General features: G+C 67.9%; 26 protein-coding genes and 1 tRNA gene. 19 read left to right on the forward strand and 8 right to left on the reverse strand.

Features of this window, described 5'->3' with window-relative positions; translation table 11 throughout:
- Positions 1-63: 63 nt before the first annotated feature.
- Positions 64-477, reverse strand: coding sequence for a carboxymuconolactone decarboxylase family protein (locus ABUE31_RS14165; RefSeq protein ID WP_367724294.1), 414 nt, complete (start codon positions 475-477; stop codon positions 64-66).
- A gap of 181 nt (positions 478-658) precedes the next feature.
- Between ABUE31_RS14165 and ABUE31_RS14170 the strand changes: the two genes are divergently transcribed.
- From ABUE31_RS14170 to ABUE31_RS14195, 6 genes are all read left to right on the forward strand, one after another.
- Entirely contained in the window at positions 659-1,510 is an 852-nt protein-coding gene (locus tag ABUE31_RS14170; protein WP_367724295.1) for an N-acyl homoserine lactonase family protein, read from the forward strand.
- Entirely contained in the window at positions 1,507-2,298 is a 792-nt protein-coding gene (locus tag ABUE31_RS14175) for an SDR family oxidoreductase (RefSeq protein ID WP_367724296.1), read from the forward strand. Before ABUE31_RS14170 ends, ABUE31_RS14175 begins: the two co-directional genes overlap by 4 nt.
- 25 nt (positions 2,299-2,323) lie before the next feature.
- Positions 2,324-3,226, forward strand: coding sequence for an NAD(P)-dependent oxidoreductase (locus ABUE31_RS14180; RefSeq protein WP_367724297.1), 903 nt, complete (start codon positions 2,324-2,326; stop codon positions 3,224-3,226).
- Positions 3,227-4,588, forward strand: a complete 1,362-nt coding sequence (locus ABUE31_RS14185; RefSeq protein ID WP_367724298.1) for an MmgE/PrpD family protein — start codon at positions 3,227-3,229, stop codon at positions 4,586-4,588.
- Positions 4,589-4,623: 35 nt separating this feature from the next.
- The gene (gene ppaT / locus ABUE31_RS14190) at positions 4,624-5,808 is read left to right on the forward strand and encodes a pyridoxamine--pyruvate transaminase (protein WP_367724299.1); all 1,185 of its coding nucleotides are present in this window, start codon (positions 4,624-4,626) and stop codon (positions 5,806-5,808) included.
- 110 nt (positions 5,809-5,918) lie between these two features.
- The gene (locus ABUE31_RS14195) at positions 5,919-6,632 is read left to right on the forward strand and encodes a GntR family transcriptional regulator (RefSeq protein WP_367724300.1); all 714 of its coding nucleotides are present in this window, start codon (positions 5,919-5,921) and stop codon (positions 6,630-6,632) included.
- Positions 6,633-6,669: 37 nt separating this feature from the next.
- Here ABUE31_RS14195 and ABUE31_RS14200 read toward each other — a convergent pair whose 3' ends face one another.
- Together ABUE31_RS14200 and ABUE31_RS14205 are read right to left on the reverse strand one after the other, a co-directional pair.
- A complete protein-coding gene (locus tag ABUE31_RS14200) occupies positions 6,670-7,437 on the reverse strand; it encodes an SDR family oxidoreductase (protein ID WP_367724301.1) in 768 nt (255 codons plus the stop codon).
- 277 nt (positions 7,438-7,714) lie between these two features.
- Positions 7,715-8,116 carry a hypothetical protein gene (locus tag ABUE31_RS14205; protein ID WP_367724302.1) on the reverse strand — a complete coding sequence of 134 codons (402 nt, stop codon included), beginning with the start codon at positions 8,114-8,116 and terminating at the stop codon, positions 7,715-7,717.
- Between the two features lie 89 nt (positions 8,117-8,205).
- Here ABUE31_RS14205 and ABUE31_RS14210 point away from each other — a divergent pair, with 89 nt between their 5' ends.
- The 4 genes from ABUE31_RS14210 to ABUE31_RS14225 all read left to right on the forward strand — a co-directional run bounded on the left by ABUE31_RS14210 (position 8,206) and on the right by ABUE31_RS14225 (position 12,936).
- Complete coding sequence (locus ABUE31_RS14210; RefSeq protein ID WP_367724303.1) at positions 8,206-9,246, forward strand: putative B6 ABC transporter substrate-binding protein; 1,041 nt, start codon at positions 8,206-8,208, stop codon at positions 9,244-9,246.
- Positions 9,247-9,314: 68 nt separating this feature from the next.
- The gene (locus tag ABUE31_RS14215) at positions 9,315-10,892 is read left to right on the forward strand and encodes a putative B6 ABC transporter ATP-binding protein (RefSeq protein WP_367724305.1); all 1,578 of its coding nucleotides are present in this window, start codon (positions 9,315-9,317) and stop codon (positions 10,890-10,892) included.
- On the forward strand, positions 10,889-11,983 hold the full coding sequence (locus ABUE31_RS14220) for a putative B6 ABC transporter permease subunit 2 (RefSeq protein ID WP_367724306.1): 1,095 nt from the start codon (positions 10,889-10,891) through the stop codon (positions 11,981-11,983). The genes ABUE31_RS14215 and ABUE31_RS14220 overlap by 4 nt, the downstream gene beginning before the upstream one ends.
- A 20-nt stretch (positions 11,984-12,003) precedes the next feature.
- Positions 12,004-12,936 (forward strand): putative B6 ABC transporter permease subunit 1, encoded by a 933-nt coding sequence (locus ABUE31_RS14225; protein WP_367724307.1) that lies wholly within the window; start codon positions 12,004-12,006, stop codon positions 12,934-12,936.
- A 9-nt stretch (positions 12,937-12,945) separates the two neighbouring features.
- On the opposite strand, the gene ABUE31_RS14230 is transcribed toward ABUE31_RS14225, so the two are convergent.
- Entirely contained in the window at positions 12,946-13,965 is a 1,020-nt protein-coding gene (locus tag ABUE31_RS14230; RefSeq protein ID WP_367724309.1) for a LacI family DNA-binding transcriptional regulator, read from the reverse strand.
- Between the two features lie 108 nt (positions 13,966-14,073).
- On the opposite strand from ABUE31_RS14230, the gene ABUE31_RS14235 reads away from it, so the two are divergent.
- The 6 genes from ABUE31_RS14235 (at position 14,074) to ABUE31_RS14260 (ending at position 20,134) form a co-directional block, all read left to right on the forward strand.
- Complete coding sequence (locus ABUE31_RS14235; protein ID WP_367724310.1) at positions 14,074-14,736, forward strand: RraA family protein; 663 nt, start codon at positions 14,074-14,076, stop codon at positions 14,734-14,736.
- 87 nt (positions 14,737-14,823) lie between these two features.
- Positions 14,824-15,855 carry a TRAP transporter substrate-binding protein gene (locus ABUE31_RS14240; protein WP_367724311.1) on the forward strand — a complete coding sequence of 344 codons (1,032 nt, stop codon included), beginning with the start codon at positions 14,824-14,826 and terminating at the stop codon, positions 15,853-15,855.
- Between the two features lie 58 nt (positions 15,856-15,913).
- Positions 15,914-16,405 (forward strand): TRAP transporter small permease, encoded by a 492-nt coding sequence (locus tag ABUE31_RS14245; RefSeq protein WP_367724312.1) that lies wholly within the window; start codon positions 15,914-15,916, stop codon positions 16,403-16,405.
- A complete protein-coding gene (locus tag ABUE31_RS14250; protein ID WP_367724313.1) occupies positions 16,402-17,688 on the forward strand; it encodes a TRAP transporter large permease in 1,287 nt (428 codons plus the stop codon). Before ABUE31_RS14245 ends, ABUE31_RS14250 begins: the two co-directional genes overlap by 4 nt.
- 20 nt (positions 17,689-17,708) lie before the next feature.
- Entirely contained in the window at positions 17,709-18,761 is a 1,053-nt protein-coding gene (locus ABUE31_RS14255) for a C-terminal binding protein (protein ID WP_367724314.1), read from the forward strand.
- 50 nt (positions 18,762-18,811) lie between these two features.
- Positions 18,812-20,134, forward strand: a complete 1,323-nt coding sequence (locus ABUE31_RS14260) for an aspartate aminotransferase family protein (protein WP_367724315.1) — start codon at positions 18,812-18,814, stop codon at positions 20,132-20,134.
- A gap of 86 nt (positions 20,135-20,220) precedes the next feature.
- Here ABUE31_RS14260 and ABUE31_RS14265 read toward each other — a convergent pair whose 3' ends face one another.
- Both ABUE31_RS14265 and ABUE31_RS14270 read right to left on the reverse strand, forming a co-directional pair.
- On the reverse strand, positions 20,221-20,568 hold the full coding sequence (locus ABUE31_RS14265; protein WP_367724627.1) for a substrate-binding domain-containing protein: 348 nt from the start codon (positions 20,566-20,568) through the stop codon (positions 20,221-20,223).
- A gap of 591 nt (positions 20,569-21,159) precedes the next feature.
- A tRNA-Ser gene (locus ABUE31_RS14270) sits at positions 21,160-21,249 on the reverse strand.
- Positions 21,250-21,494: 245 nt separating this feature from the next.
- Here ABUE31_RS14270 and ABUE31_RS14275 point away from each other — a divergent pair.
- The 3 genes from ABUE31_RS14275 to ABUE31_RS14285 all read left to right on the forward strand — a co-directional run bounded on the left by ABUE31_RS14275 (position 21,495) and on the right by ABUE31_RS14285 (position 23,763).
- Entirely contained in the window at positions 21,495-21,821 is a 327-nt protein-coding gene (locus ABUE31_RS14275) for a hypothetical protein (protein WP_367724316.1), read from the forward strand.
- Positions 21,822-21,863: 42 nt separating this feature from the next.
- Positions 21,864-22,529, forward strand: coding sequence for a peptide-methionine (S)-S-oxide reductase MsrA (gene msrA / locus ABUE31_RS14280; RefSeq protein ID WP_367724317.1), 666 nt, complete (start codon positions 21,864-21,866; stop codon positions 22,527-22,529).
- Positions 22,530-22,773: 244 nt separating this feature from the next.
- Entirely contained in the window at positions 22,774-23,763 is a 990-nt protein-coding gene (locus ABUE31_RS14285) for a BMP family lipoprotein (RefSeq protein WP_367724318.1), read from the forward strand.
- Positions 23,764-23,867: 104 nt separating this feature from the next.
- Here the strand turns inward: ABUE31_RS14285 and ABUE31_RS14290 are convergent, their stop codons facing one another.
- Together ABUE31_RS14290 and ABUE31_RS14295 are read right to left on the reverse strand one after the other, a co-directional pair.
- Positions 23,868-24,353, reverse strand: a complete 486-nt coding sequence (locus ABUE31_RS14290; protein ID WP_367724319.1) for a hypothetical protein — start codon at positions 24,351-24,353, stop codon at positions 23,868-23,870.
- Between the two features lie 105 nt (positions 24,354-24,458).
- Complete coding sequence (locus tag ABUE31_RS14295; RefSeq protein WP_367724320.1) at positions 24,459-24,680, reverse strand: SlyX family protein; 222 nt, start codon at positions 24,678-24,680, stop codon at positions 24,459-24,461.
- Positions 24,681-24,733 lie beyond the last annotated feature (53 nt).

Raw genomic sequence — 24,733 nt, forward strand, 5'->3', positions numbered from 1 at the left:
CCCATTGGATTTCGTGCCGGGACGCCTCTCTTGCGGGCGCTCAGCGGCCATGGATGAATTGCGTCAGCCGCTTTCGGCGGCCTTTTCCGAGCGGACCTGCCGGATCATCTCGGCGACCACGCGCATCGAATCGAGCGCAGCCGGCACGCCGCAGTAGATCGCAGCCTGGAGAATCACCTCGACGATCTCTTCTTCGGTGACGCCGTTGTTCAGCGCGCCGCGCACATGAAGCTTGATCTCGTGCGGGCGGTTGAGGGCCGTGAGCATGGCGAGATTCAGGAAGCTGCGCGTCTTGCGGTCAAGCCCTGGGCGGGTCCAGACCTCGCCCCAGCACCATTCGGTGACCAGTTTCTGCAGGGGAGCGGTCAGGTCGTCCGCGGCAGCAAGGGAAGCGGAGACATGGACATCGCCCAACACCTCCTTGCGGACCTTAAGCCCTTTCTCGAACTGCTCGCCTTTGAATTCGGGAAGAGTCATAAATCTCTCCGGTGGGATGCTGCCCGCCTCGCGGCAGGAGCGAAGCCGGTTGGTCGGCGCCGCCTGATGGTGTGAGTTAGACACGCCGCGCTTGACGTGTCAACAGATTGTATGACAGGAATACGGTCATACTGAAATACAAAGCTTGCCGCGCCAATGTGCGGGCGAGCGGGTGGAGGCGATGGCAGAGCCTGCGGACGTCGACGGGGAGGAAGCGCCAGCGCCCTTCGAACTCTATGCGCTGCGCTATGCCGTCCACGGCGGCCGGGCGCCGGCCGACAACTTCCTGCACGCCGACCCGCACGACGCCGGGTCCGACCTCGCCTACTTCATATGGCTGGCGAGGCGCGACGCCGAAATCTACGTCATCGACACAGGGTTTGCAGCCGACGCGGCGGCCGCCCGCGGGCGCACGCTCCTGCGCACGCCGTCCGAAGCGCTGAGGCTGCTGGGGGTCGACGCCGCGCAGGTCGAGCAGGTCATCTTGACCCATCTCCACTACGACCACGCCGGCACCCTCACGGAGTTTCCGAGGGCGTGCTTCCATCTTCAGGCCGCCGAACCGGCCTACGCCACCGGCCCCTGCATATGCCGCCCGGAAGCCCGGGCCGTTTTCGACGTCGAGAACATCGTCGACTATGTACGCGCGCTCTATGCGGGACGCGTCACCTTCCACGACGGCGACCGGCGCCTTGCCCCGGGCCTCTGGCTGCATTCCGTCCCCGGTCACTCCGCCGGCCTGCAATGCGTGCGCGTCTTCACCCGGCGCGGCTGGGTCGTGGTCGCGTCCGACGCGACCCACCTCTACGCCAACCTCGCGCGGCGCAACCCGTTCCCGATCTTCGTCGACGAACAGGCGCTGCTGAGGGGCTTCGAGCGCCTGGTCGCGCTGGCCCCGAGCCTCGACCACATCGTGCCGGGCCACGACCCGGCGGTGATTCGTGCATACCCCGCGCCCCATCCCTCGCTCGAAGGGATCGCAGTCCGCCTGGACGAGCCGCCGCTTCTGTCCTGGCAGGAGCTGGCGCGATGAGCGGCGCAAAGACCACGTCGCCGCGCAGGGTGCTGGTCACCGGCTCGGCGGTCGGCCTCGGGCTGGGCCTGGCCCGCGCCTTCGCCGAAGCCGGCGACACGGTCTACCTCACCGACATCTCGCCTGCCGTCGCCGACGCGGCCCGAAGCCTCTCCGATGCAACCGGCAGGCCGGTCGGATCGAGCATCCTCGACCTCGCCGTCGACGCGGCCGCCGACCGGTTGGCCGCCGAGGCCACCGAAGCGATGGGCGGCGTCGACATCCTGGTCAACAACGCCGTCATCCGGAAGATTGCGGCGGTGACCGATCTCGCCGACGCCGACTGGAACCGCGCCCTGGAGGTCAATCTTTCGGCGCCGTTCCGGCTCATCCGCGCCTGCCTGCCCGGCATGCGCGAACGCGGCTTCGGACGCATCGTCAACATGGCCTCCGTCTACAGCCTGATCGCCCTGGCGAATCGCGCCGACTACGTCACCACCAAGCACGCCATGGTCGGGCTGACGCGAACCGTCGCCCTGGAGCTGGCGTCCACCCGAATCACCTGCAACGCGATCTGTCCCGGACTGATGGCGACCGACAGCGCGCTTGCGCGGATCGACACGCTTGCGGCCGAGCGCGGCATCGGCCGGGACGAGGCGACGGCCCTCTTCCTGTCGACGCGTCAGCCAGGCGGCAGGTTCATCCCCATGGAGACGGTGACGGCGCTGGCGCTCTTCCTCTGCGGCCCGCAGAGCGACGGCATCAACGGCGCTGCGATCCCTGTAGACAATGGCTGGTCCATCGCCTGAGCGAACAGCCGGCAAGGAGAATGACATGAAAGACACCATCGGCTTCGTCGGTTTGGGGAACATGGGACGGCCCATGGCCGAGCGACTGATCGGCGCCGGCCACAGTCCGGTCGTCTACGACCGGTCGCAGGCCGCCATGGCCGAACTGGCGACAGCGGGCGCCCCGACGGCCGCCACGCTGGAGGAACTGGCGGAACGGGTGGAGACGATCTTCCTCTCGCTCCCCACGCCGGAGGTGGTGCTCGCGGTCGGCAGGGCGATCGCCGCCGCGCCCGGCCGGGCAAAGCGCGTGGTCGACCTCTCGACCACCGGCCCGAAGAGCGAGATGGAACTGGCCGACATCCTGAACGGCGCCGGCGTCGCGCTGGTCGACAGCCCGGTGTCCGGCGGCGTCGCCGGCGCGAGGAAGGGATTGCTGGCGCTGATGGCGGCCGGGCCGTCGGCGCATTTCACCGTGGTGGAGCCGTTGCTCGCCGCCTTCGGCAAGGTGATCCGGATCGCCGAGGAGCCGGGCAAGGCGCAGGTGATGAAGCTCATCAACAACATCTGCTCGGCGGCCTCGCTGGCGATCACCAGCGAGGCGATGGTGATGGGCGCGAAGGCAGGCCTCGACGCCGACGTGATGGTCGAGGTGCTGAACGCCGGAAGCGGCCGCACCTCCGCCAGCGTCGACAAGATCCCGCGCTTCGTGCTGCCGGGCAGCTTCGATTTCGGCTTCGCCATCTCGCTGTCGCTGAAGGATATCCGGCTCTGTCTGGACGAAGCCGAGCGCCTCGGCGTGCCGATGATGGTCGGCAACGCCGTGCGCATGCTGTTTGCCGTGACGAAGGCCGATTTCGGACCGGACGCCGACATGACCGCCGTGATCCGTCCGCTCGAGCGATGGGCGGGCGTCGAGGTGCGCGGCCGCGCCGCCAGGGAGGCCTGAGTGGGCGGAGCCGCGCCGACGCCGGAACTGCTGCTCGCCGAGTTCGCAGGCACGCCGAAAGCCCTGCCCGAAGCCGTGCGGGCGGCTGGACGCCGTTCGCTGCTGAACATGGTGGGCACGGCGATCGGCGGCGCCGGCGAGGCGGCGATCGACCGGCTGGCCGAACTCTCCTCCGGCTTCGGCGGCGCGGCGACGACCGGCCTGATCGGCCGCCGCGAACGCGCCGACATGCTGTGGGCCGCCTGCATCAACGCGGCGGCCGCCAACATCTTCGATTTCGACGACACCCATGTCCCGACGGTCATCCATCCGGCCGCGCCGGTCGGCCCCGCCGTGCTGGCGCTGGCCGAACTGCGGGCAGCCGAGGGGCGCCCCGTCAGCGGCTCTGCCCTGCTTGAAGCCTTCGTCGTCGGCATGGAGGCGACCTGCCGGCTCGGCAACGCAGCCGGCAGCGGACACTATGCGCGCGGCTGGCACATCACCTCGACCTGCGGCATCGTCGGCGCGGCGCTTGCCACCGGCCGCCTGCTCGGCCTTGCGCCGCCCGCGCTGGCGGATGCGCTCGGCAATGCGCTCGCCCAGGCCGCCGGCTCGGTGGAAACGCTCGGCACCATGTCTAAAAGCCTGAGCGTCGGCCAGGCGGCGCGCGGCGGGCTGATGGCCGCGCTGCTGGCCGAACGCGGCTTTGCCGGACCCGAACGCCCACTGACCGGCCGGCACGGCTTCTTCTCGCTCTACAGCGATGCGGCAGAGCCCTCGCGGCTGACCGACGGCCTCGGCAGCGGGTGGGAAGTGCTCAACAACACATTCAAGCCCTATCCCTGCGGCGTCGTGCTCAACCCGGTGATCGAGGCGTGTCTGGCTCTGCACGCGGAAGGCGGCTTCGACCCGGCGGCGATCGTCGACGTCGAACTGACGGGACATCCGCTGCTGCGCCAGAGGACGGATCGACCGGGCGTGACGTCGGGCCGCCTGGCACAGGTGAGCGCACAGCATGCCGTGGCCGTCAGCCTGCTGCGCGGCATCGCCGACCTCGACGCCTTTTCGGATCGCAGCGTGGCCGATCCCGACCTTCGCGCCTTCGGCGCAAGGCTGCGTTTCCACGACGATCCGTCCTGCTCGCTGGAAAGCGCGCGGGTTCGTCTCACGCTCGCCGACGGCCGCGAGATCGTCCGTTCCGTCGAGGCCGCCAGGGGCGGGCTCGAGCGGCCGATGACCGATGCCGACCTCGCGGCCAAGCTGCGCGCGCAGGTCGAATGGCGCGGGATCGACCTGGCCGTGGACGAACTGGTTGAAGCGATCTGGGGAATTGAGGACGCCGACGACGGCGCGCATTTCCTGGCGCTCGCACGACCGAGATAGAGTTGAAGCGAAAGCACCGCGACAGGAGAAGAGACGTGTCCAGAACCCCCATCCCCGATCCGATCTTCACGCTGACCACCGGCCCGGTGGACGCCTATCCGGCGGTGCTGCGCGGCCTCTCGCGGCCGGTTCTCTACGACTACGACCCGGCCTTCCTCGCGCACTACGAGGCGGTCAACGAAAAAGTTCGCCGCGCATTCCGTTCGGCGTCGCAGCCGGTCATCCTGCATGGCGAGCCCGTGCTCGCGCTGGAAGCGGCGGCCGCTTCCCTGATCGCCAAGGGCGATGTGGTGCTGAACCTCGTGTCCGGCGTCTACGGAAAGGGTTTCGGCTACTGGGCCGCCCGCTACGCCGGCGAGGTTCTCGAACTGGCAGTCCCCTACAACGAGGTGCTGAGCGGCGAGGCCGTCGCCGAAGCGCTCCGCAATCGCCCCGACATCGCCGTCGTCGCGCTCTGCCATCACGACACGCCGTCCGGCACCGTGAACCCGGCCAACGAGATCGGCGCCGCCGTCCGCGCCGCGGGCAAGCTGCTGATCGTCGACGCGGTGTCCTCGTTCGGCGGCATGAATGTCCTGCCGGAAGCCTGCGAGGCCGACATCTTCGTCACCGGGCCGAACAAGTGCCTGGGATGCCCGCCCGGCCTTTCGCTGCTCCATGTCAGCGATGCGGCCTGGCGCAAGATGGAGGCGAACCCGGACGCGCCCCGCGCCTCGATGCTGTCCATCGTCGACTGGCGGCGTGCGCACGAGGCGACGCAGCCGTTCCCCTTCACGCCTTCGGTGTCGGAGATCAACGGCCTCGACGCCGCGCTCGACCTCTACCTCGCCGAGGGCGACGAAGCGGTGTGGCAGCGCCATGCGCTCACCGCCGCCGCGTGCCGCGCTGGCATCAAGGCGGCCGGCCTTTCACTGTGGGCGGCCAGCGAGGACATCGCCTCGCCGACCTGTACCGCGGTCCGTGTGCCGGAAGGCGTCGATGAGGCGAAGCTCAGAAGCGCCGTGCGCGAGCGCTACGGCGTCGTCGTCTCGTCGGGCCGCGGCGAAACGCTGGGCAAGCTCATCCGCATCGGACATATGGGGCCGACGGCGCGGCCGATCTATTCGCTGGTGGCCGTCGCGGCGGTAGCGGGCGCATGCGCGGCGCTCGGCGTGAAGGGCATCGACGTTGGCGCGGGCGTCGCGGCGGCCATGCGGGTGATCGATTCGGCGGCAGCATGACCGTGCCGGCTTCCGAATTGCCGGCCGGTCGTATAGTAGGATCGTCATACAATGCCCCCGGGGCGAATTGAGTCGGGGGCCCGAGGAAACCCAAGTCCACAGGTCCAGGCATGAACGTGAAAGCACTGCCTATCGATTTCAAAGTGACCAAGGCGGCCGCGCCGGTGCGCCACAGCGTCACCGAGAGCATCCGCAATTCGATCGCACTTGGCTACTTCACCTCCGGGCAGCGGATCACCGAGCGGGACCTCTGCGAGATGACGGGCGTCAGCCGCACGGCCGTCCGCGAAGCCCTGCGGCAGCTCGAAAGCGAGGGGCTGGTGCAGGTCCTGCCGCATCGCGGCCCGATCGTCGCGCGCCTGTCGCCCGAGCAGGCGCAGGGCATCTACGAGGTGCGCGTCGAACTCGAGGGGCTCGCCTGCGAACTGTTCACGCGCAACGCCACCGACGCGGACATCGTCGCGCTGAAGCGGGCGTTCGACGTCCTGAAGGCGTCGGCCGGCAGCCCGGATCCGCTCGAGCGGCTCACCGCCAAGAACGCCTTCTACGACTGCCTGATCGACGGCGCGCACAACGAGGCGCTCGGCCACACGCTGTCCTCGCTCAATGCGCGGGTGATGGTTCTGCGGGCGACCTCGCTCGGCGCGCCCGGCCGCACGCGCGAAAGCCTCGAGGAACTGGAAGAACTCGTCGGGCACCTGGCCGCGCGCCGCGGCAAGGACGCCCGCAAGGCGGCCGCCCGCCACGTCATGAACGCGGGCAAGGTGGCGATCCAGATCCTGCGCGAGCGGCTGGACGAAGAGACGGCCGAATCGGCCGGCTGAGCGCTCTGGCGCCGGGCCGACCGGCGCGCCGTTCGCTTCAGATCCCCGGCGTCGCGCCGCCGTCCACGTCGATCACCGTTCCGTGCACATAAGCCGCGGCCGGACTGCACAGGAAGCGCACCACGTCGGCGACTTCATCCGGCTCGCCGTAGCGCGCGATGCCCTGGCTGATCCGCATCGCCTCGCGTGCCTCTTCGACGGAAATCCCGCGCTCGCGCGCCAGCGTCTCGATGCGCTTTCCCAAACGCTCGGTGACGATGTGGCCGGGGCAGAGCGTGTTGATGCGCATGCCGGTGCCCTGCGCGCGCTTGGCAATCGCCTTGGTGAAGTTGATGAGCGCGGAGTTGACCGGGCCGCCGATGGTGAAGTCCGGTTCGGGCGTGTGCGCGCCGACCCCGGAGATGTTCACGATCGCCCCGCGGCTGGCGACAAGCGGTTCCCATGCGGCGCGGCAGAAACGAACCGTCGCGTGAAACTTCAAGCCGAACCCGTCGATGAAGTCGGCATCCGACAGGGCGAGGAAGTCGCCGCGCTTGGTCGCCCCGGCATTGTTGACGAGGGCGTCGATGCTGCCCGTCTCGGCAAGCGTGCGCTCCACCACGATGCCCGGCGATTCCGGCAGCGACAGGTCGAGGGCGTGCGTCGTCACAAGCGGCGAGCCAGCCGCCCGCGCCGCCTCGGCTGTCGCCGCAAGTTCGTCGGCTTGGCGCGCGGCGAGGCTGAGCGCGAATCCGTCCTTGGCCAGACCGATCGCGAAAGCCCGGCCAAGGCCCCTGCTGGCGCCCGTAACGATCGCAGTACGCATCTTCAAAATCCTTCAGGACTGCGGCCCGGACCACGATGGCCGGGCCTGGGATAGCTCGCGCGGGATGCCCGGCGGCGCAAGAATCCGCGGGCGCGAGTTTTTCCGATTGTAATACGGTATGATAGTGTTATCGTATTCTCGCGCTGTCAATCGGAGCGTGCCGAAAGCCGTTCCGGCGGGTGCTTGCCCAGTGCCGGGAGAACTGTTTGCTCATCGCGCCAGAAGTGATTTCCATGCGTCCGACGTCTGGACCCACGATCTCAGCAATCCGGTGCGCCTACGGTCGGGCGCAGACGGTGCTGGCCGTCTTTCCGGCGCAGTCGAGCGCGATCGGCGCGGGAACTTCGCCGATGCGGCGGTCGAGCCCGATCTCGGCGCGCGTGGCCCAGCTCCGGCCCTTCAATCCGCACCACAACCGCTGCACGGGCATCTCGTCGCCGGCGCTGTTGCGCATGAACACCGTTCCGTCGCTCGCGTCGGCGAGCAGCGTGAAGCGCAGCGTCTGTCCGGGCGCCACGTCTCCGAGCGCGTTCGAGAACCAGTGCGCGATCGACGCATCGCAGGCGAGCACGGTCTCGCCGGTGTTCCTGATGGTGACATCGAAAGATTGCGTACCGGCGGCTGCCGGCGCAGCGAACAGCCCGACAAGGGCTGCAACAAGAAGGGGCAAAACCTGCATCTCTGACCGTCGTTCGGGGGTGAGGACAGGACGAATGCACCCGGCTCAAGGCCATTAGTCAACCAAAATCGAGAACTGGGAACAATGTCATGAAACAATGGATGATCGAGACGGCAAGCCGGACGGCTCTGGCGCTGGCGCTCATGGGTGGAGTTGGGACGGTGGCGCTGCACGCCGCCGAGGTGAAGTCGATTGCCATCCTCGCCCCCGAGCAGGGCACCGACATGGGCTGGAACCAGCAGGGCGTCGACGCAGCCAAGGCTGCGGCTGCCGCCGCCGGCGTGGAAGTCGTGGTGGCCGAGAACCTGGGCTACGGCGACGTACGCCCGACGCTGCGCGAACTGGGAGAGGACGGCGCCAGCCTGCTCATCGCCCACGCCAGCGGCTACAACACCGCCGCCCCTGAAATCGGCGCGGAACTGAACATCCCCGTCGCCATCGTCGACAGCCCCGACAAGCTCGAAGCCGGAAAGGTCGCCGACTACACCGCCTCCGGACACCAGGGCGCCTATCTGGCCGGCAGGCTCGCCGCCAAGATGAGCCGCACCAAGGTGGTCGGCATCGTCGTTTCCGGCGAGCCTCCGTCCTGGAACAACATGTCCGTCGCCTTCGCCGAGGGCGTCAAGGCCGAAGACCCGGCCGTTGAAGTCCGCTACGCGGTGATCGGCCCGGCCGCCTATGCCGACGCCGCCGGCGGCAAGCGCGTCACCGAGACCGTCATCGCCTCCGGCGCCGACGTCATCTTCGGCCAGGGCAACGGTTCGAGCTTCGGCATGCTGCAGGCGGTCGAGACCACCAAGGCGACCGATGGCGGCAAGGCCTATTTCATCGACGTGATCGGCGACAAGACCTCGATCGACAAGGGCTACCTCCTGTCGTCGGTCGTCTGGGACCTGACCCCGGTCTACGGCGCGATGATCGAAGACCTGAAGGCCGACAAGTTCGGCACGCGCAACTACGACATCAAGCTGTCGGACAACAGCCTTTCGCTGCTGAAGACCAAGAACGTCCCCGACGACATCTGGGCCCAGATCGAAGCCATCAAGGCCGACATCGTCTCCGGCAAGATCGTGGTCGAGCCGAAATACGACGCCGACAGCGTGCACAAGCTGGTCAAGGCCGTCCAGTAAGCCGACAATCCGACATTGAACCCGCCGCGCCACAGCGCGGCGGGCCTCTCTTCTTTCAGGACGTGCTGATGCAAGCACCCAGTCAGGCGCCAGCCGCTTCCACGACCGCGCCGCCCGGTGCGCCGGTGGTCGCGCTGAGGGGCGTCACCAAAAGGTTTCCAGGCGTCGTCGCCAACGACAACGTCACCATCGAGATCCATGCCGGCGAGGTCCATGTCCTGCTCGGCGAAAACGGCGCGGGCAAGTCGACCCTGGTCGGCATGCTGTCCGGGCTGCAGCAGCCCGACGAGGGCGGCATCGAGGTCGACGGAAGGCCAACGCTCGTCGGCTCTCCCAGGCAGGCGCTTTCGATCGGCATCGGAACCGTGTTCCAGCATTCGATGCTGGTGCCAAGCCTGTCCGTCATCGACAATTTCGCGCTTGGCGGCGCGTGGTGGAAGACGCCGGACCGCAAGGGCATCGCGGCGGCGATCCGCGAGACCGCCGGTCGGCTCGGGCTGCGCGTCGATCCGCACGCCCTGGTCAGCAGCCTGTCGCTCGGCGAGCGCCAGCAGGTGGAGATCCTGCGCGCGCTCATGCGCGGCAGCCGCTGCCTGATCCTCGACGAGGCGACCGCCATGCTGACGCCGCACGAGGCGGTGGCACTCGGCGAACTGATGCGGCGGCTGGTTGCGCAGGGCATCGCCGTCATCTTCATCACCCACAAGCTGAACGAGGCCGTCGCCTATGGCGACCGCATCTCAGTGCTGCGGCTCGGGCGCAACGTCGGTGAGATCGCGCCGGAGACGCTGCGCGCCTCCTCCGATGCGGAGAATACCGAGACGATCATCTCCCTGATGTTCGGGACGGCGGCGGGCGAAGGCGCCGTCGGCGGCGCGCGCGCGGCGCGCAGTCACGGCGACGTCGTGCTGGAGGTCGCCGGCCTGTGTTCCGACGCCGGCCGGGTTCCGGTGCGCGACATCGACCTCACAGTCCGCTCCGGCGAGATTCTCGGCGTCGCCGGCATCGACGGCAACGGCCAGAAGGAACTGGCCGAAGTGCTGGCTGGCCAGATGCCGCGCAGCAGCGGGTCCATCCGGCTGATGGGCCAGGAACTCGGCGACGCCACCGTCGGGCAGCGGCGCGCCGGCGGCCTGCGCTACGTCACCGACGACCGCCTCGGCGAAGGCACCGTTGGCACGTTCCCGGTCGCCACCAACTTCCTGCTCAAGGACATCGGCGCCGCGCCCTACTGGCGGCGCGGGATCGAGCGCCCCGAGGAGATCCGCCGCCAGGCCGAGACGCATGTGCGCGATTTCGACATCCGCACTCCGGGCACTCAGACGCCAGTCGGCAAGCTGTCGGGCGGCAACATCCAGAAGGTGCTGCTGGCGCGCGAGATGACCGGTTCCGCTGAGGTCGTGATCTTCGCCAAGCCCACCTACGGTCTCGACGTCAACAACATCCGGGCCACGCGCAAGCGGATCGTCGAGGCCGCCGACGCTGGCAAGGCCGTCGTGCTGATCTCGACCGACCTCGACGAACTGCTCGAGCTCTCGGACCGTATCGCCGTGATCGACCGAGGCCGCATCCGCGGCACCGTCGTCAACGGCGAGGGCGCGCGCGACGCGATCGGACGGCTGATGAGCGCCGGAGACGAGCAATGACCGACGAACAGACCATACCGGCCGCCGGCGCCGGCGGCCGCGCTGCCGCCAATGCCGGGCTGCAGGCCTCGCTCAGGGTCCTGGCCGTCAGCGTCGGCCCGCTGGTCGCCGCCCTGGTTCTGGGCGGACTGCTGCTGCTGGCGATGGGCTTCAACCCGTTCAGCTACTACGGCTACGTCATCCAGCGCGCGCTCTTCTCGCCGTCCGGCTTCGAGGCGACGCTGACCCGCATGGGTCCCCTGCTGCTGATCGCCGCCAGCCTGATCGTCGCCTTCCGCGCCGGCCTCTGGAACCTCGGCGGCGACGGCCAGTACCTGCTCGCCGCGGTCTTCGTGGCGGCGACCGTGCCGCTGACGCTCGGCGTGCTTCCCGTGTGGGCCAACCTGCTGCTCGGCCTGCTGATCGGCGCCGCCGTCGGCGCCCTCTGGAGCCTGCTTCCGGCGTTGCTGAAAGCCTGGCAGGGAATCAACGAGATCATCACCACGCTGATGATGAGCTTCCTCGGCGTGTCGCTCGCCAACGTGCTCGTCAAGCTGGCCTTCCTCGACCCCGGCACCACCACGCCGCAGACCCGCACCCTGCCGGTGGAGGCGCGCCTGCCCAGGCTGTTCGACAGCTCCGTCTCGTCGGGCCTGCTGATCGGCCTGGCCGCCGTCATCGTGGTCCACCTGGTGATGACGCGCACCGCCTTCGGCATGCGGCTGAGGCTGGTCGGCGCAAACCCGCGCGCGGCCGTCCATGCCGGCCTGTCCGTGCCGGCGCTGACGATCGCCGTCTTCGCGATATCCGCGGCCCTTGCGGGCCTGTCGGGCGCGGTCGACATCCTCGGCACGCACGGCAACGTCAGGGCCGACTGGAACCCGGCCTACAGCCTGACGGTGGTGCCGCTCGTCTTCCTCGCGCGGCTGAACGGCTTCGGCTCGATCGCCTACGTCTTCCTCTTCTCCGCCCTGACCATCGGCGGCGAGAGCGCGGCGCGGCGCATCGGCGTGCCGAGCTTCTTCTCGCTCGTCATCGTGGCCATCCTGCTGATCATGCTGGGCCTGGCCGAATATCTCGACAAACGACATCAGGAGCGCGCCCGGCGCTGAGCGCCGGCCGCGAATGGCGCATGGCCCTGTTCACCCAAGGTTTCATCATCACACTGCTCCTCGGCGCGATCGCCGCCGGCATCCCGCTTTTGCTTGCGGGGCTGGGTGAACAACTGTCTGAAAAGGCCGGCGTGCTGAACATCGGCCTCGAAGGCATGATGCTGTTCGGCGCCTACACCGGTTTTCTCGTCGCCTGGGCGAGCGGCAGCACCGCGCTTGGCTTCGCCGCCGGCGCCGGCGGCGGCGCGGTCGTCGCGGCGCTGATGGCGCTGCTGTGCGTGCGGCTCGGCCTCAACCAGATCGTCACCGGCATCGCGCTGACGCTGGCCGCGCAGGGACTGACGGCGCTGCTGCATTTCGTCCAGTTCTCGCGCACCTATCCCCGCCTCGACGGGGTGGAGGCGCTGCCGATCTGGCCGCTGTCGGAAATCCCCTTCATCGGACCCGTGCTCTTCAACAACAACGCCGTCTTCTACCTCGCGGTAGCGCTCGTTGCGGTGTTCGCCTGGATCTACCGCATGACGCATCTCGGCGCCGCGCTCCAGGCAGCGGGCGACAAGCCGGCGGCGCTCGACGCCGCCGGCGTCGACGTCATCAGGACCCGGTCGATGGCGGTGCTGGTCACCGGTGCGCTTGCCGGTCTCGGCGGCGCCTACATGTCGATCGCGGTCGCCGGCGTCTTCGTGCCGTTCATGAGCCATGGCAACGGCTTCATCGCCATCGTGCTGGCCATGCTGGCGCGCGGGCGGCCGCTCTGGGTGCTCGGCGGCGCGCTGCTGTTCGGCGGCTCGCTGTCGCTGACCACGGCGCTGCAGGTCGCCGGCGTCGACGTGCCGACCGACGTCATCCAGATGCTGCCCTTCGCGATGGTCATGCTGGTATTGCTCGTCGCCGGCCGCAAGGCCGCCCTGCCCCAGGCGCTCGGCGAGAGCTTCGTGCGCGGCGCCCGCTAGCCTAGGGCGCTATGGCGCCGAATTGCCGGGCACCAGTTCCAACGGCAGGACGTATTCGCGCTGCCGGAAACGCCCATTCTCGAGCCGCTCGAGGATGGCGCTCGCGGCCGTGACGCCGACGTCATAGGCGCGCGAGCGGACCGTCGCCAGGGCCGGGCGCGACAAGCCGGTAAAGGGGAAGGCGTTGTAGCCGGTCACCGCGACATCGCGCGGCACCTCCAGCCCGCGAGCCGTCAGGATATCTATGCAGGCGATGGCGATCTGGTCGTTCTGGCCGACGATCACGTCCGGGACGCCATGATCGTCCAGGTAGCCGGCAATGCCGCTCGAGATCGCCTGGCTGTCGGTCTCGTCGCAGGTGACGAGGTCCAGCTGGACGCCGCGCGCCTCGAAAACCTTCCTGAAGCCGGCCACGCGGTTCTCGACGGCCGGCCACGGAATGTCGGCGATGACCATGACGGCCCGCCGCCGCGGGCGCTTCATCACTTCGTTCGCCAGCAACTCGGCGCCGCCCGCGTCGTCCTGCCGAACGAAGCAGACATCCTGCAGGTTCTGCACGGGCCGGTCCTGGAAGACTACCAGCGGCTGGCCGAGCCCGGAGACGAGTTCCATCGCCGCCTCGCGCTCGTCGCGCGTGCCCGACGGATTGAGGCAGATCGCGTCCACTTCCGACTGGCGGATGAGCGACGATTCGGACAGCTTGCCCGGCATCACGCCATAAAGAAGCAGCCCGAAGCCGTTCGTGTTGAGCTGGTTGCAGAGGCCGGCGACCAGATTGGTGGTGAAGGGATCGGCAAGGAACCGCGGCGACGGGTCGACGATGGCCAGTCCAACCGCCTGGTGCCGCTGCGAGCGCAGGCTGCGTCCGACCCGGTTGGGGCGATAGCCGAGCTCCTCTATCGCCGCCTCGACTTCTTTCCTGGTCGCCTCGGAAACGCCCGCGGCGATGCCGTTCACAACCTTTGAGACTGTCGCGATGGAGACGTTCGCCTTCAAGGCGACGCTGCGCAAGGTGGGTCTTTCCCGCATCGTTCCTTCCATATTCACGGACAAGCATTATTGGTGTTGACCGTCGAAAGAAACCACCATAACGTACGAATTAAACGTTTAACCACTGCATTTAACACAGAGATTCGAATGAAAAGCTACGATTTCGCGGCCCTCGCGAACCGCCTCAACTCGGCCGTCCTATCGGACGTCCTCGACGAGATCGGGCTGACGAACCAGGCCATGCTGCCGTATGTGCGCCCGCTCGACGACGGCCTCGCGGTCTTCGGTCGCGCGCGCACCGGCCTCTACATGAATACCTATTCGGTCGAGGAGCACGGCAACCCCTACGAGGTCGAGATCGCGCTGGTCGACGACCTCAAGCCCGGCGACATCGCCGTGCTGGCCTGTGACGGGCCGACCGCGAGAATCGCGCCATGGGGCGAGCTGCTGACCACCGCGTCCAGGATGCGCGGCGCAGTCGGATGCGTGACGGACGGCCTGGTGCGTGACGTCCGGCTCATCCGCGACCTGCAGTTCCCGGTCTTTGCGGGTGGCATCGGACCGCTCGATTCGAAGGGCCGCGGCAAGATGATGGCCATGGACGTGCCGGTGACCTGCGGCGGCGCGCCGGTGCGCAGCGGCGACCTTGTCTTTGGCGACGTCGATGGCGTCGTCGTCATCCCGGCGGACGTCGCCGACCGCGTCATCGAGGCCGCCGTGACCAAGCTGGAGAGCGAGAGCATGACAAGGGCAGAGCTCTTGAACGGCGCTTTGCTCGCCGAGGTCTATGCCAAGTACGGGGTGCTCTGAGCGCCCCGGCGTGTCCTTCAACCAACATTTGAGAAGCCGGGCCAGCCGGACGGAATTCGGATCAAGTTCAGAAAAGGTGGAACGAGAATGACGATGCAACTGAAGATCTTCGCTGTAGCGGGAGCGCTCCTGGCGATGGGCGCCGTGACGGCCTCCGCGGCAGATTTCACGATCCGCGCGAGCCACGGCGAGTCCACGGAGAGTCCGCTGCACAAGGGCTGGCAGGTGTTCGAGGCCTATGTCGAGAGCGCCAGCGGCGGCGCCATCGACGTCGAGATCGCACCCGCCGGGCAGCTCGGCTCGATGACCGATGCGCTCGAGCAGGCAAAGATCGGCGCCATCCAGATGGCGCATGGCGACGAGCAGGTGATGAGCACCTTCTACAAGCCGATGATGATCCTGGCGACGCCCTATCTCTTCAACAGCGACCAGGAAGGAATGGACTTCGTCTACGGCTCCTATTTCACGGAAGTGCGCGAGAAGATGGCGAGCGAGTCGGGGCTGCGGCTGCTGTCGGCCGCCTCCTACGGGTTCCGCAACTTCACGAACAACGTGCGTCCGATCAAGTCCGCCGCCGACATGAGCGGCATCCGCATGCGCGTTCCGCCGAGCCCGATGTCGCTCGAGATGGTCAAGGCGATGGGCGGCTCGCCGACCCCCGTGCCGTGGGAAGAGCTCTACGGGGCCATGCAGTCCGGCGTGGTCGACGGACAGGAGAACCCGATCGGCGTGGCGCTCGACTACTCGTTCTACCAGGTCCAGAAGCACATGACGCTGGACAACCACCAGCTCGGCCTCAACACGATGATGATCAACGAGGCTTTCTTCCAGAGCCTCAGCCCGGAACTGCGCGAGATCGTGGTGACCGGCGCAAAGATGGGCGCGGCGACCGAGTTCGGCGAGCGCAACTACCAGGCGCGCGTGACGGCGGTCGCCAAGCTGCGCGAACTCGGCATGGACGTCTATGCGCCGACTCCCGAGGAAGCGGCGACGTTCCGCGACTCCGTACGCGAGCCGATGCAGGCCTACCTCAAGAGCGAACTCGATCCGGCCTTCGTCGAGGCCGTCTACGCCGAGATCGACGCCGGCCGGGCGGCTGCCCGCGCCGCGGTCGAATAGTCCGTCCTCAGTTCGAACCGACGGCCCGGCCTCTGGCCGGGCCGAACAGGGGACGCCCATGTCTTTCCTTCGTTCCGTCGACCGCGTCATCGATGCGGCGCTCGTCCTCGCGATCGCGGTGATCGCCGCCTCGCTGGTGGGGCAGGTTGCCCTGCGTTACTTCGCCCATGCGCCGCTGCCCTGGCCGGAGGAACTGTCGCAGTTCCTTCTCGTGGCGATTTCCTTCTTCGGCATGTACCGGGCTTTCGAGAACAGCGACCACATCTCGCTGAAGTGGCTGCCGCGCGACTGGCGCCTGCAGCGCTACCTGCGCGCCGCCGGCCTGCTCTGCGTCATGGTCTTCCTGGCCTACATCGGGTGGGGAGGCTGGAAGCTGACCCAGTCCGCGTGGCACCAGCCCTCCACCGCCCTTCGCTTGCCGATGGCGATCCCCTACCTTGTCATTCCGGTCTCCTGCGCGCTCTCTCTGCTGGCGGTCGGCTCGGCGCTGTGGCGCGTGCTCTCCGGCACTGAACAGGGCGCCCCCGAAAGCGACGGTGCCGCACGATGACCGTCCTTTTCGTCGTCATTCTTTTCGCCGTCCTGCTCGCCGTCGAAACGCCGATCGCCTTCGCGGTGGGCATTATCGCCTTTGCCGGACTGATGATCACAGGCATCGGCAACGAGGCCGTCTCCGCACAGCGCGTGTTCGCGGGGATGAACAGCTACGGGCTGCTGGCGCTGCCGCTGTTCATCCTGGCGGGGAACCTGCTCGTCGCCGGCGGCATCATCCAGAGGCTGGTTGATTTCGTCGACCTGCTGGTCGGGCGCGTGCGAGCCGGGCTGGCCTACGTCAACCTGCTGGCCAACCTGATGATGGCCGGCCTGTCGGGGTCAGCCACGGCCGACACCGCGGCGCTCGGATCGGTCATGACGCCGATGATGAAGCAGCGCGGCTACTCGCCGGACTTCGCCGCAGCGCTGACCATCTCCGGCGCGATCGTCGCCCCGATCCTGCCGCCGTCGATCATCATGGTGATCTATGCGATCCCGACCAAGCTCTCGATCGGCGCCCTGTTCTTCGCGGGAATTCTGCCGGGGCTGCTGATCGTCCTCCTGCTCGCCGTCTACGTGGCGCTGGCCGCCAAGCGCATATCCCCGCCGGTGGTCGCCACTGACCGCCGGCTGTCGTTCGCCAGGGCGACGCTGGATGCGATTCCGGTCCTGCTTGCGCCGGTCATCATCGTCGGCGGCGTCCGCGGCGGCGTCGTCACGGCCACCGAGGCGGCCGCCGTGCTGGTCGCCTATGCACTGTTCCTGAACGTCGTGCTCTACCGCTCGACCGACTGCAAGACCCTCTACAAGGTGCTGCGCGAAAGCGCGATCACCACGGCCACGGTGATGATCGTGGTCGGCACGTCGAGCCTGTTCGCATGGTTCCTCGCCATCGAGAACGTGCCGAGCGCGGCGCGCGCGCTGTTCACGTCGATGACGGACAACCCGATCCTGTTCCTGGTGATCGTGAACATCTTCCTGCTCGTTGTCGGCAGCTTCGTCGATACGGTGCCGGCGATCCTCATCTTCGTGCCGATCCTGCAGCCGGCCGCCGTCGCCTACGGCATCGATCCGATCCACTTCGCGATCATCGTGATCGTCAACCTGATGGTCGGCCTCAACACGCCTCCGGTCGGAACCAACCTCTTCGTGATCTCCTCGGTCACGGGGCGGCCGATCGGCGGGATCGTGCGCGCGCTGCTGCCGCTCTACGTCGTCAAGCTCCTCGCGCTGGCCATCATCACCTACGTGCCGTTCATCTCGCTCTGGCTGCCGCGCGCCGCCGGACTGATCCCCTAGTCCTCCAGCAAGGTTCCGAAATGCCCCCCTTCATCCTGCACCCCGATCTGCAATCCCCGCTGCCGGCCGACATCGAGGCCAAGGTCTATGCCGGGCACTACGAGGCGAAGGCCTTCAGGCCTTCAGATTTCGCCAGCATTCCAGCCAGCCTGTGGGCGGGCGCCTCCGGGCTGGTCTGCTACCACGAAGTTACCGTCAACGCCGAACTGCTCGACGGCATGCCGAACTGCCGCGTGGTGGTCCGGGCGGGCGTCGGCTTCGACAACATCGACCTCAAGGCGGCAGGCGAGCGCGGCATCGCCGTCTGCAACACGCCCGACTACGGCACCACCGACGTGGCCGATCACGCCATTGCGCTGACCTTGGGCCTGCTGCGCGGCATCACCGCCTACAACCGCGCGATCATGGCCGACCCGCAGAAGGGATGGCGCTTCGAGGACGCGCCGCATGTCCGCCGCCTGTCGACGCAGGTGTTCGGCGTCGTCGGCCTGGGCAGGATCGGCACGGCGGCCGCGCTTCGCGCCAAGGCGCTCGGCATGCGCGTGGTGTTCTTCGATCCCAATCGCACCACCGGCACCGAGCTGTCGCTCGGCCTTGAGCGGATGCCGTCTCTCGAGGCGCTGCTCGCGATCTCGGACGTCGTATCGCTGCACACGCCGCTGTCGCCCGAAACGAAGCACATGATGAATGCCGAGACGCTGGCGCAGATGAAGCCGGGTTCGGTGCTGATCAACACCGGGCGCGGCGGCTGCGTCGATCTCGCGGCGCTGACGGATGCGCTGATGTCCGGCCATGTCGCAGCCGCCGGCCTCGACGTCCTCGAGGCCGAACCGCCGGCGGCGGCCAGCGCCCTCATGGCGGCATGGCGTGCCGACGGCTCGCCGATCCGCGACCGGCTGATCGTCACCCCGCACGCGGCGTTCTACAGCCCCTCGTCGCTGATCGACCTGCGCTCGAAGTCCGCAGCCACCGCGTTGAATTACCTGCTGACGGGCGATTCCCGCGACTGCGCCAACCGCGACTTCCTCGACCTGGCGAAAGCCGGCGCGCGCGCCGCAGCGGCCCGGGCCTGAGCCCGGACCGACCCACATACCACCGCATGCATCGACAGAAAGGCTTTCCGATGGGAAAATGCACCTTCACCCGTTCGGCCGAGAGGGTACGCGCCGCAGGCGCCACGGTCTCCGGCGGGGTCAACAGCAACTTCCGCATGGGGGTCGCGCCGACCCCGCTCGTCTTCGAGCGCGGCGAAGGCGCCTACCTGCTCGACATCGATGGCAACCGGCTGATCGACTACTACCTGGCGCTCGGCCCGATGGTCCTCGGCCACAGCCCGCGCGACGTCGTCGAGGCGGCCAAGCGGCAGCTGGACATCGGCCTGCTGTATGGCGGGCAGAGTGAGCTCGAATACCTGGCGGCCGCCAAGGTGGTCGAGATGGTGCCCTGCGCCGAGCGCGTCCGCTTCGCCGGCAGCGGCACCGAGGCGGTGCAGCTTGCGCTGCGCCTCGCCAGGGCGGTCACCGGGCGCAGCACGGTGATCAAGTTCGAAGGCCACTACCATGGCTGGGTCGACAGCGTGCTCTGGAGCACCAGTACGCCGCAGGACCAGCTCGGCCCCGAGGATGCACCGGTCAAGCATGCGGCCAGCGCCGGCCAGGATCTGCCGGCGGGACAGAACCTGGAGCTCATGTCCTGGAACCGCGCCGAACCGCTGCTCGCTCGGCTGGCGAAGGGCGACGTCGCCGCCGTCATCATGGAAGCGACGATGTGCAACAGCGGCGGCATCTTCGCCGCGCCCGGCTATCTCGAGGCGGTTCGCGAGGCCTGCACCCGGCACGGCACCATCCTCATTTTCGACGAGGTCATTACCGGTTTCCGCATCGGCCCCGGCGGCGCGCAGCAGCGGCTGGGCGTGACCCCGGACCTGGCGACCTTCGCCAAGGCGATCGCCAACGGCTTCACCGTGGCGGCGGTTGCCGGGCGCGCCGAGGTAATGGACCGCCTGGTCGACGGGGCGATCATGCACGGCGGAACCTACAACGCCCAGCCGGCCGCCATGGCGGCCGCGATCGCCACGATGGATCGCCTGTCGAAACCCGGCGCGCATGACGGGATGGAACGTCAGGGTACGAAGCTGATGCGGGGGATCGAGGCGGCCTTCGCCGAGGCCGGGATGCCGGTCTATGTCGGGGGCTACCCGCAGATCTTCACCGTCAATCTCGGCGTGACCGGGAAGCCGTCCAACTACCGCGGCCTGGCCAAAGTCGACAAGGCGGCCTATCGCAAGTTCACCACCGCGCTTCTCGGGCACGGGGTGCGGGCGCTGGAACGCGGCGCCTGGTTCCTGTCGACAGAGCATGACGAGAAGGTGGTAGACCGCACGCTCGACGCCGTCCGCGCGGCGATCGCCGAGGTTGCGCCGGAGTTGCAGCACCTCCGGGCCTAGCATCCGCAATCGCCGCCGAGGCCTCATCCGCCCTCGGCGGCGCTAGCCCCTTCCAAAGACTGAACAAACTGCTTGGAAAACGACGGCTAGTCCGAGTCGCCCACCTGCAGGCTGACCGGGAACAGCAGGTCGGGCGCCTCGAAACTGCCGGCTTCCAAGCGGCGCAGCAATTGCACCCCGCCCTGCTTGCCCATCTCATAGGCCGGCGAGGTCACGGTGGTCAGCGAGGGGCGGACATAGCTGGCGAAATCGAAGCCGTTGAAGCCGGTGATCCGAAGGTCCTGCGGTACGCCAAGGTTGCGGTCGAGAGCCCAGTTTAGCGCGGCGATCGCCATCTGGTCGTTGCCGCCAACAAACGCCTCGGGCAGGTCGTTGCGATCGACATAGCGTCCGATCGCCACCTGGGTGTCGGCCACCCCCTCGCTGCCGGACATTGGCCGACCCCCAATGGGTGGTCCGGTCTTGATGTTGGTGGAAGCCTGTTGCGGTGCCATCGTCGGCGTGGCCGGCGAAACTGGTCCGGGATGCGAAGCCGGCCATGAGTTGGCTTCCGGCGCTGGTGGTCTGTAGCCCAAGCGGGCGCTGTCAGCGCCGCGCCTGGCCGCCTTCCTTATGTCCTCTGGCGTTGTCGGCTTTGATGGAGGAAGGCTTTCAATGAACCGATTGACGCTGCTTCGGCTTCTTCTGGAGCCATCTCGTATGACTCGCGTTTCCCCGTCATCGGGTTGATGCGGCCACTGAGAACTGGACGGCCGGGCTTTTTTGAAATTTGACATCTCACAATACGCACCTCCCCGGTCGTTCGGGCGATACCGAGCGCGCGATCATGGGAGGGGCGGGATGCCAGGTCGGACATTTGGATAGTTCGAATAGGACTCATTCGGTCAACGCTGCCGTCGCGCCGATGGGTGGGCATTTGCTTGCGGGGTAGGTCTCAGATTGTCGCCGATAAGCGCACCCCGCATCGGCGGGACGGTTGGCGGGTATTATAAATATCAAATATCTTACTGATTCTATTATGTTCATGGCGGAGAGAGCGGGATTCGAACCCGCGAGACGGTTCCCCGCCTACACACTTTCCAGGCGTGCGCCTTCGACCACTCGGCCACCTCTCCGCGCGCGCCGGGCCTGGAAGCTTTGCCGGCGCGGGGCTGATCTAGTCGATCCCGCGCCGAATGCCAAGGCCGGTGTGCATTATTCGTTCGCCCGGCCGGCCGACGCGGCCGGCGCGGCCGAAAATGCGGTCGGACGTTGCGGAAACGCGCCCGACGCAATATCTGTCAGCCATGCTCCACACAGATCGGCCGGACCGGCGGGCGCAGGATCGACGCCCCGGCGCGGCGCCAGCAGAAGGATTGCCATGTTCCGCTTCCTGTTCCGGCTGATGGCGACCTTCGCGCTGGCCGTCGCCGTCATCATGGCGGTGCTCGACGTCACCCGCACCATCGCCGCGTCGCGCCTCGTGCTCACCCCGCTCAGGGACAGCTGGGCGAGCGTGTCGCCGGGCACGCTCGAGCAGGTTCGCGTCTTCATCGTGGAGAACACCCACCCGCTGGTCTGGAACCCGATCATGACGTCCCTGCTCGACCAGCCGGGTTTTGCCGTGTTCGGCGTGCTCGCTTTCCTGCTCTACGCCATCGGCCGCCGGCCGGAACGGCGCATCGGGCGCTTCGTCGCCGAACGCTGAGGCCAGGCAGGCGCCCTGGCGCCGCCCAACAAGGAGATTCCAGTGTTTTTCCTCAGTGACATGCTGAACAAGAAGATCCAGATGCCCAAGCCCGGCGAGGCGTTGCCGGGCCGCGACCGCCCGATCCCGACGGCGAGCGACCATTTCGTCTCGGGCCGGCCGCTCAAAGGCCCCTACCCGGAAGGCCTCGAAACCGCGATGTTCGGCCTCGGCTGCTTCTGGGGCGCGGAACGCATGTTCTGGGAGACCGACGGCGTCTGGGTCACGGCGGTCGGCTATGCCGGCGGCGCCACGCCCAACCCGACCTACCAGGAGACCTGCACGGGCATGACTGGCCACGCCGAGGTGGTGCTGGTGGTGTTCGACCCGCGAATCGTCTCCTACGCCGACCTGCTGAAGATCTTCTGGGAGGCGCACGACCCGACCCAGGGCATGCGCCAGGGCAACGACGTCGGCACCACCTACCGCTCGGCGATCTACGCCTTCGGAGCCGAGCAGCTGGCTGCCGCGCAGGCGTCGAAGGACGCCTACGAAGCGGCGCTCAAGGCGGCCGGCCGCGGCCGGATCACCACCGAGATCGCGCCGGCGCCGGCCTTCTACTTCGCCGAGGCCGAGCACCAGCAGTACCTGGCCAAGAACCCCTACGGCTATTGCAATCTGAAGGGGACCGGCGTCGCCTGCGCGCTGCCGGCCGTGCCGGCGGCCTGAGCCTGCGGGCGCCATAGCCCGTCCTGCCTGTCCGGCTGCCCCAAGCGGCCGGACATTTTTTTGGCGCCCGCCGCACCCGTCCCTTTTCCAGTTGGTCAAGATTCCGCGTGAATTTTGTTTTTGGCCGTGCAAGATTGCCGCATGAGCGGAGGGTGCGTTCCCCTGCCATGTGCCCGCAGAGGCCGGCGACCCGGCCGACGCCGGGCGTTCCGTAAAAAAGACAAACCGACAGGGTGTGGATCACATGAAACGTATTTTGTTCGGCCTCCTGGCCGCGACCGCGTTGTCCTTCTCGGCCCACGCGCAGGACATCAAGCCGGCGCTGCTTTATGACCTCGGCGGCAAGTTCGACAAGTCGTTCAACGAGGCCGCCTACAACGGCGCCGAAAAGTTCAAGTCCGAGACCGGCATCGAATATGTCGAGTTCGAGGTTTCCAACGCCTCGCAGCGCGAGCAGGCGCTGCGCCGCTTCGCCGAGGACGGCCGCAATCCGATCGTCATGGCCGGCTTCTCCTGGGCCGAATCGCTCGACAAGGTCGCCACCGACTTCCCTGACCAGCAGTTCGCCATCATCGACATGGTCGTCGACAAGCCGAACGTGCGCTCGCTCGTCTTCAAGGAACAGGAAGGCTCCTACATCGTCGGCCTGCTCGCCGGTATGGCGTCGACCACCAAGAAGGTCGGCTTCATCGGCGGCATGGACATCCCGCTCATCCGCCGCTTCGGCTGCGGCTATGTCGGCGGCGCCAAGGCCGCCGGCGCGACCGAGGTCATCCAGAACATGACCGGCGACACGCCGGCCGCCTGGAACGACCCGACCAAGGGCGGCGAGATCGCCAAGACGCAGATCGACCAGGGCGCCGACGTGATCTACGCTGCGGCCGGCGGCACCGGCGTCGGCGTTCTGCAGGCGGCGGCCGATGCGGGCAAGCTCGGCGTCGGCGTCGATTCGAACCAGAACGGCCTGCAGCCCGGCAAGGTGCTGACCTCGATGCTGAAGCGCGTCGACACCGCGGTCTACGGCGCCTTCATGGACGCCAAGGACGGCAAGCTCGCCGGCGGCATCAACAACCTCGGCCTCAAGGAAGGCGGTGTCGACTACGCGCTCGACGACAACAACAAGGACCTGATCACGCCGGAGATGAAGGCGGCGGCCGAAAAGGCCAAGGCCGACATCATCGCCGGCACCATCACCGTCCACGACTACATGTCTGACGACGCCTGCCCCTACTGACAGGCAGTCCCTTTGCGCATGCGGCCGCCGGGAGCGATCCCGGCGGCCTTTTTTTCATGCCGCCCCTCGCCCGGCACCGTGCCCGGGCCGTCACGCAGCGGCGTTCACAGCCTTCCCGCGATGAAGCCGAGCACAAAGGCGGCGATCAGGCAGAGTGCAAGAAGCAGCGCCCGCCTGCCGGGAACCGAATGCAGGCCGGTTCCGTGCGTCCCCGCGGCGGCCGCCGGCGGCGGAGGGGGCGGCATCCGGTCGGAGCGACGCCGCCCGAAGGTGACCGGCTTCTCCGCGACCTGCTGATCCTTTTCCTCTGCCGGTTGCACTGGCCCGGGCGCAGCCGCCGGGCGCATCTGCGGCATCGCCTCCAGCCGTTCCTTGAGCAGCCGCCAGTCGTCGGGATGCACGCCGTCCACGGCCGCCTCGGCGGCCGGTCGTCGCTCGAACACGCGCATGCGCCCCGCCATCTCCACCATCGCCTCGCGAAGCGCGTGGTCGGTCTCGAGGTCGCGCTCGGCGCGCTCGCGCTCTTCGTCGTCCATCAGGCCGAGCACGTAGCGCTGGGCCCTTTCCATCCGGTCGCCATCGCCTTCCATGGCCGCCACCCCCCAGGTAACGCCGCAGCATAGCAGCAAATCCGCCGATCGTTTCGCCTCAAAGCGCCGGCCCGGCCATGCCCGATCCCACGCCGCGCACCGTTCCTACCAGTGCGGCGGCTTCGTCACCGGAACCTCCGGCGCGGTGCGCTCCTCCAGCGCCAGGAAGCGGTCGGCCAGGAGGTCGAGTTTCCGGCGCAGGCCCTCGATCGTGCGCCACTGTTCGGCAAGCTGCGCCGACAGTTCCTCGATGGTCTTTTCCTGCTCGGCGGCGCGGATCTCGAGCGTGGTCAGGCGCTCGCCGGTTCGGTCGTCTGGCGCTGTCATGGCGCACCCCTCTCCTTCGGCCTTCGCCGGATCACGCTGCGGCAATTGCCCGG

Source organism: Mesorhizobium marinum (assembly GCF_040813675.1).
Lineage (GTDB): Bacteria > Pseudomonadota > Alphaproteobacteria > Rhizobiales > Rhizobiaceae > Mesorhizobium_K > Mesorhizobium_K marinum.

Bases quoted from the DNA above. Each gene is read 5' to 3' on its own strand.
- ABUE31_RS14165 (WP_367724294.1), bottom strand. From the start codon at position 477: ATGACTCTTCCCGAATTCAAAGGCGAGCAGTTCGAGAAAGGGCTTAAG.
- ABUE31_RS14170 (WP_367724295.1), top strand. From the start codon at position 659: ATGGCAGAGCCTGCGGACGTCGACGGGGAGGAAGCGCCAGCGCCCTTC.
- ABUE31_RS14175 (WP_367724296.1), top strand. From the start codon at position 1,507: ATGAGCGGCGCAAAGACCACGTCGCCGCGCAGGGTGCTGGTCACCGGC.
- ABUE31_RS14180 (WP_367724297.1), top strand. From the start codon at position 2,324: ATGAAAGACACCATCGGCTTCGTCGGTTTGGGGAACATGGGACGGCCC.
- ABUE31_RS14195 (WP_367724300.1), top strand. From the start codon at position 5,919: ATGAACGTGAAAGCACTGCCTATCGATTTCAAAGTGACCAAGGCGGCC.
- ABUE31_RS14200 (WP_367724301.1), bottom strand. From the start codon at position 7,437: ATGCGTACTGCGATCGTTACGGGCGCCAGCAGGGGCCTTGGCCGGGCT.
- ABUE31_RS14205 (WP_367724302.1), bottom strand. From the start codon at position 8,116: ATGCAGGTTTTGCCCCTTCTTGTTGCAGCCCTTGTCGGGCTGTTCGCT.
- ABUE31_RS14210 (WP_367724303.1), top strand. From the start codon at position 8,206: ATGAAACAATGGATGATCGAGACGGCAAGCCGGACGGCTCTGGCGCTG.
- ABUE31_RS14215 (WP_367724305.1), top strand. From the start codon at position 9,315: ATGCAAGCACCCAGTCAGGCGCCAGCCGCTTCCACGACCGCGCCGCCC.
- ABUE31_RS14220 (WP_367724306.1), top strand. From the start codon at position 10,889: ATGACCGACGAACAGACCATACCGGCCGCCGGCGCCGGCGGCCGCGCT.
- ABUE31_RS14225 (WP_367724307.1), top strand. From the start codon at position 12,004: ATGGCCCTGTTCACCCAAGGTTTCATCATCACACTGCTCCTCGGCGCG.
- ABUE31_RS14230 (WP_367724309.1), bottom strand. From the start codon at position 13,965: ATGCGGGAAAGACCCACCTTGCGCAGCGTCGCCTTGAAGGCGAACGTC.
- ABUE31_RS14235 (WP_367724310.1), top strand. From the start codon at position 14,074: ATGAAAAGCTACGATTTCGCGGCCCTCGCGAACCGCCTCAACTCGGCC.
- ABUE31_RS14240 (WP_367724311.1), top strand. From the start codon at position 14,824: ATGACGATGCAACTGAAGATCTTCGCTGTAGCGGGAGCGCTCCTGGCG.
- ABUE31_RS14245 (WP_367724312.1), top strand. From the start codon at position 15,914: ATGTCTTTCCTTCGTTCCGTCGACCGCGTCATCGATGCGGCGCTCGTC.
- ABUE31_RS14250 (WP_367724313.1), top strand. From the start codon at position 16,402: ATGACCGTCCTTTTCGTCGTCATTCTTTTCGCCGTCCTGCTCGCCGTC.
- ABUE31_RS14255 (WP_367724314.1), top strand. From the start codon at position 17,709: ATGCCCCCCTTCATCCTGCACCCCGATCTGCAATCCCCGCTGCCGGCC.
- ABUE31_RS14260 (WP_367724315.1), top strand. From the start codon at position 18,812: ATGGGAAAATGCACCTTCACCCGTTCGGCCGAGAGGGTACGCGCCGCA.
- ABUE31_RS14265 (WP_367724627.1), bottom strand. From the start codon at position 20,568: ATGTCCGGCAGCGAGGGGGTGGCCGACACCCAGGTGGCGATCGGACGC.
- ABUE31_RS14275 (WP_367724316.1), top strand. From the start codon at position 21,495: ATGTTCCGCTTCCTGTTCCGGCTGATGGCGACCTTCGCGCTGGCCGTC.
- ABUE31_RS14285 (WP_367724318.1), top strand. From the start codon at position 22,774: ATGAAACGTATTTTGTTCGGCCTCCTGGCCGCGACCGCGTTGTCCTTC.
- ABUE31_RS14290 (WP_367724319.1), bottom strand. From the start codon at position 24,353: ATGGAAGGCGATGGCGACCGGATGGAAAGGGCCCAGCGCTACGTGCTC.
- ABUE31_RS14295 (WP_367724320.1), bottom strand. From the start codon at position 24,680: ATGACAGCGCCAGACGACCGAACCGGCGAGCGCCTGACCACGCTCGAG.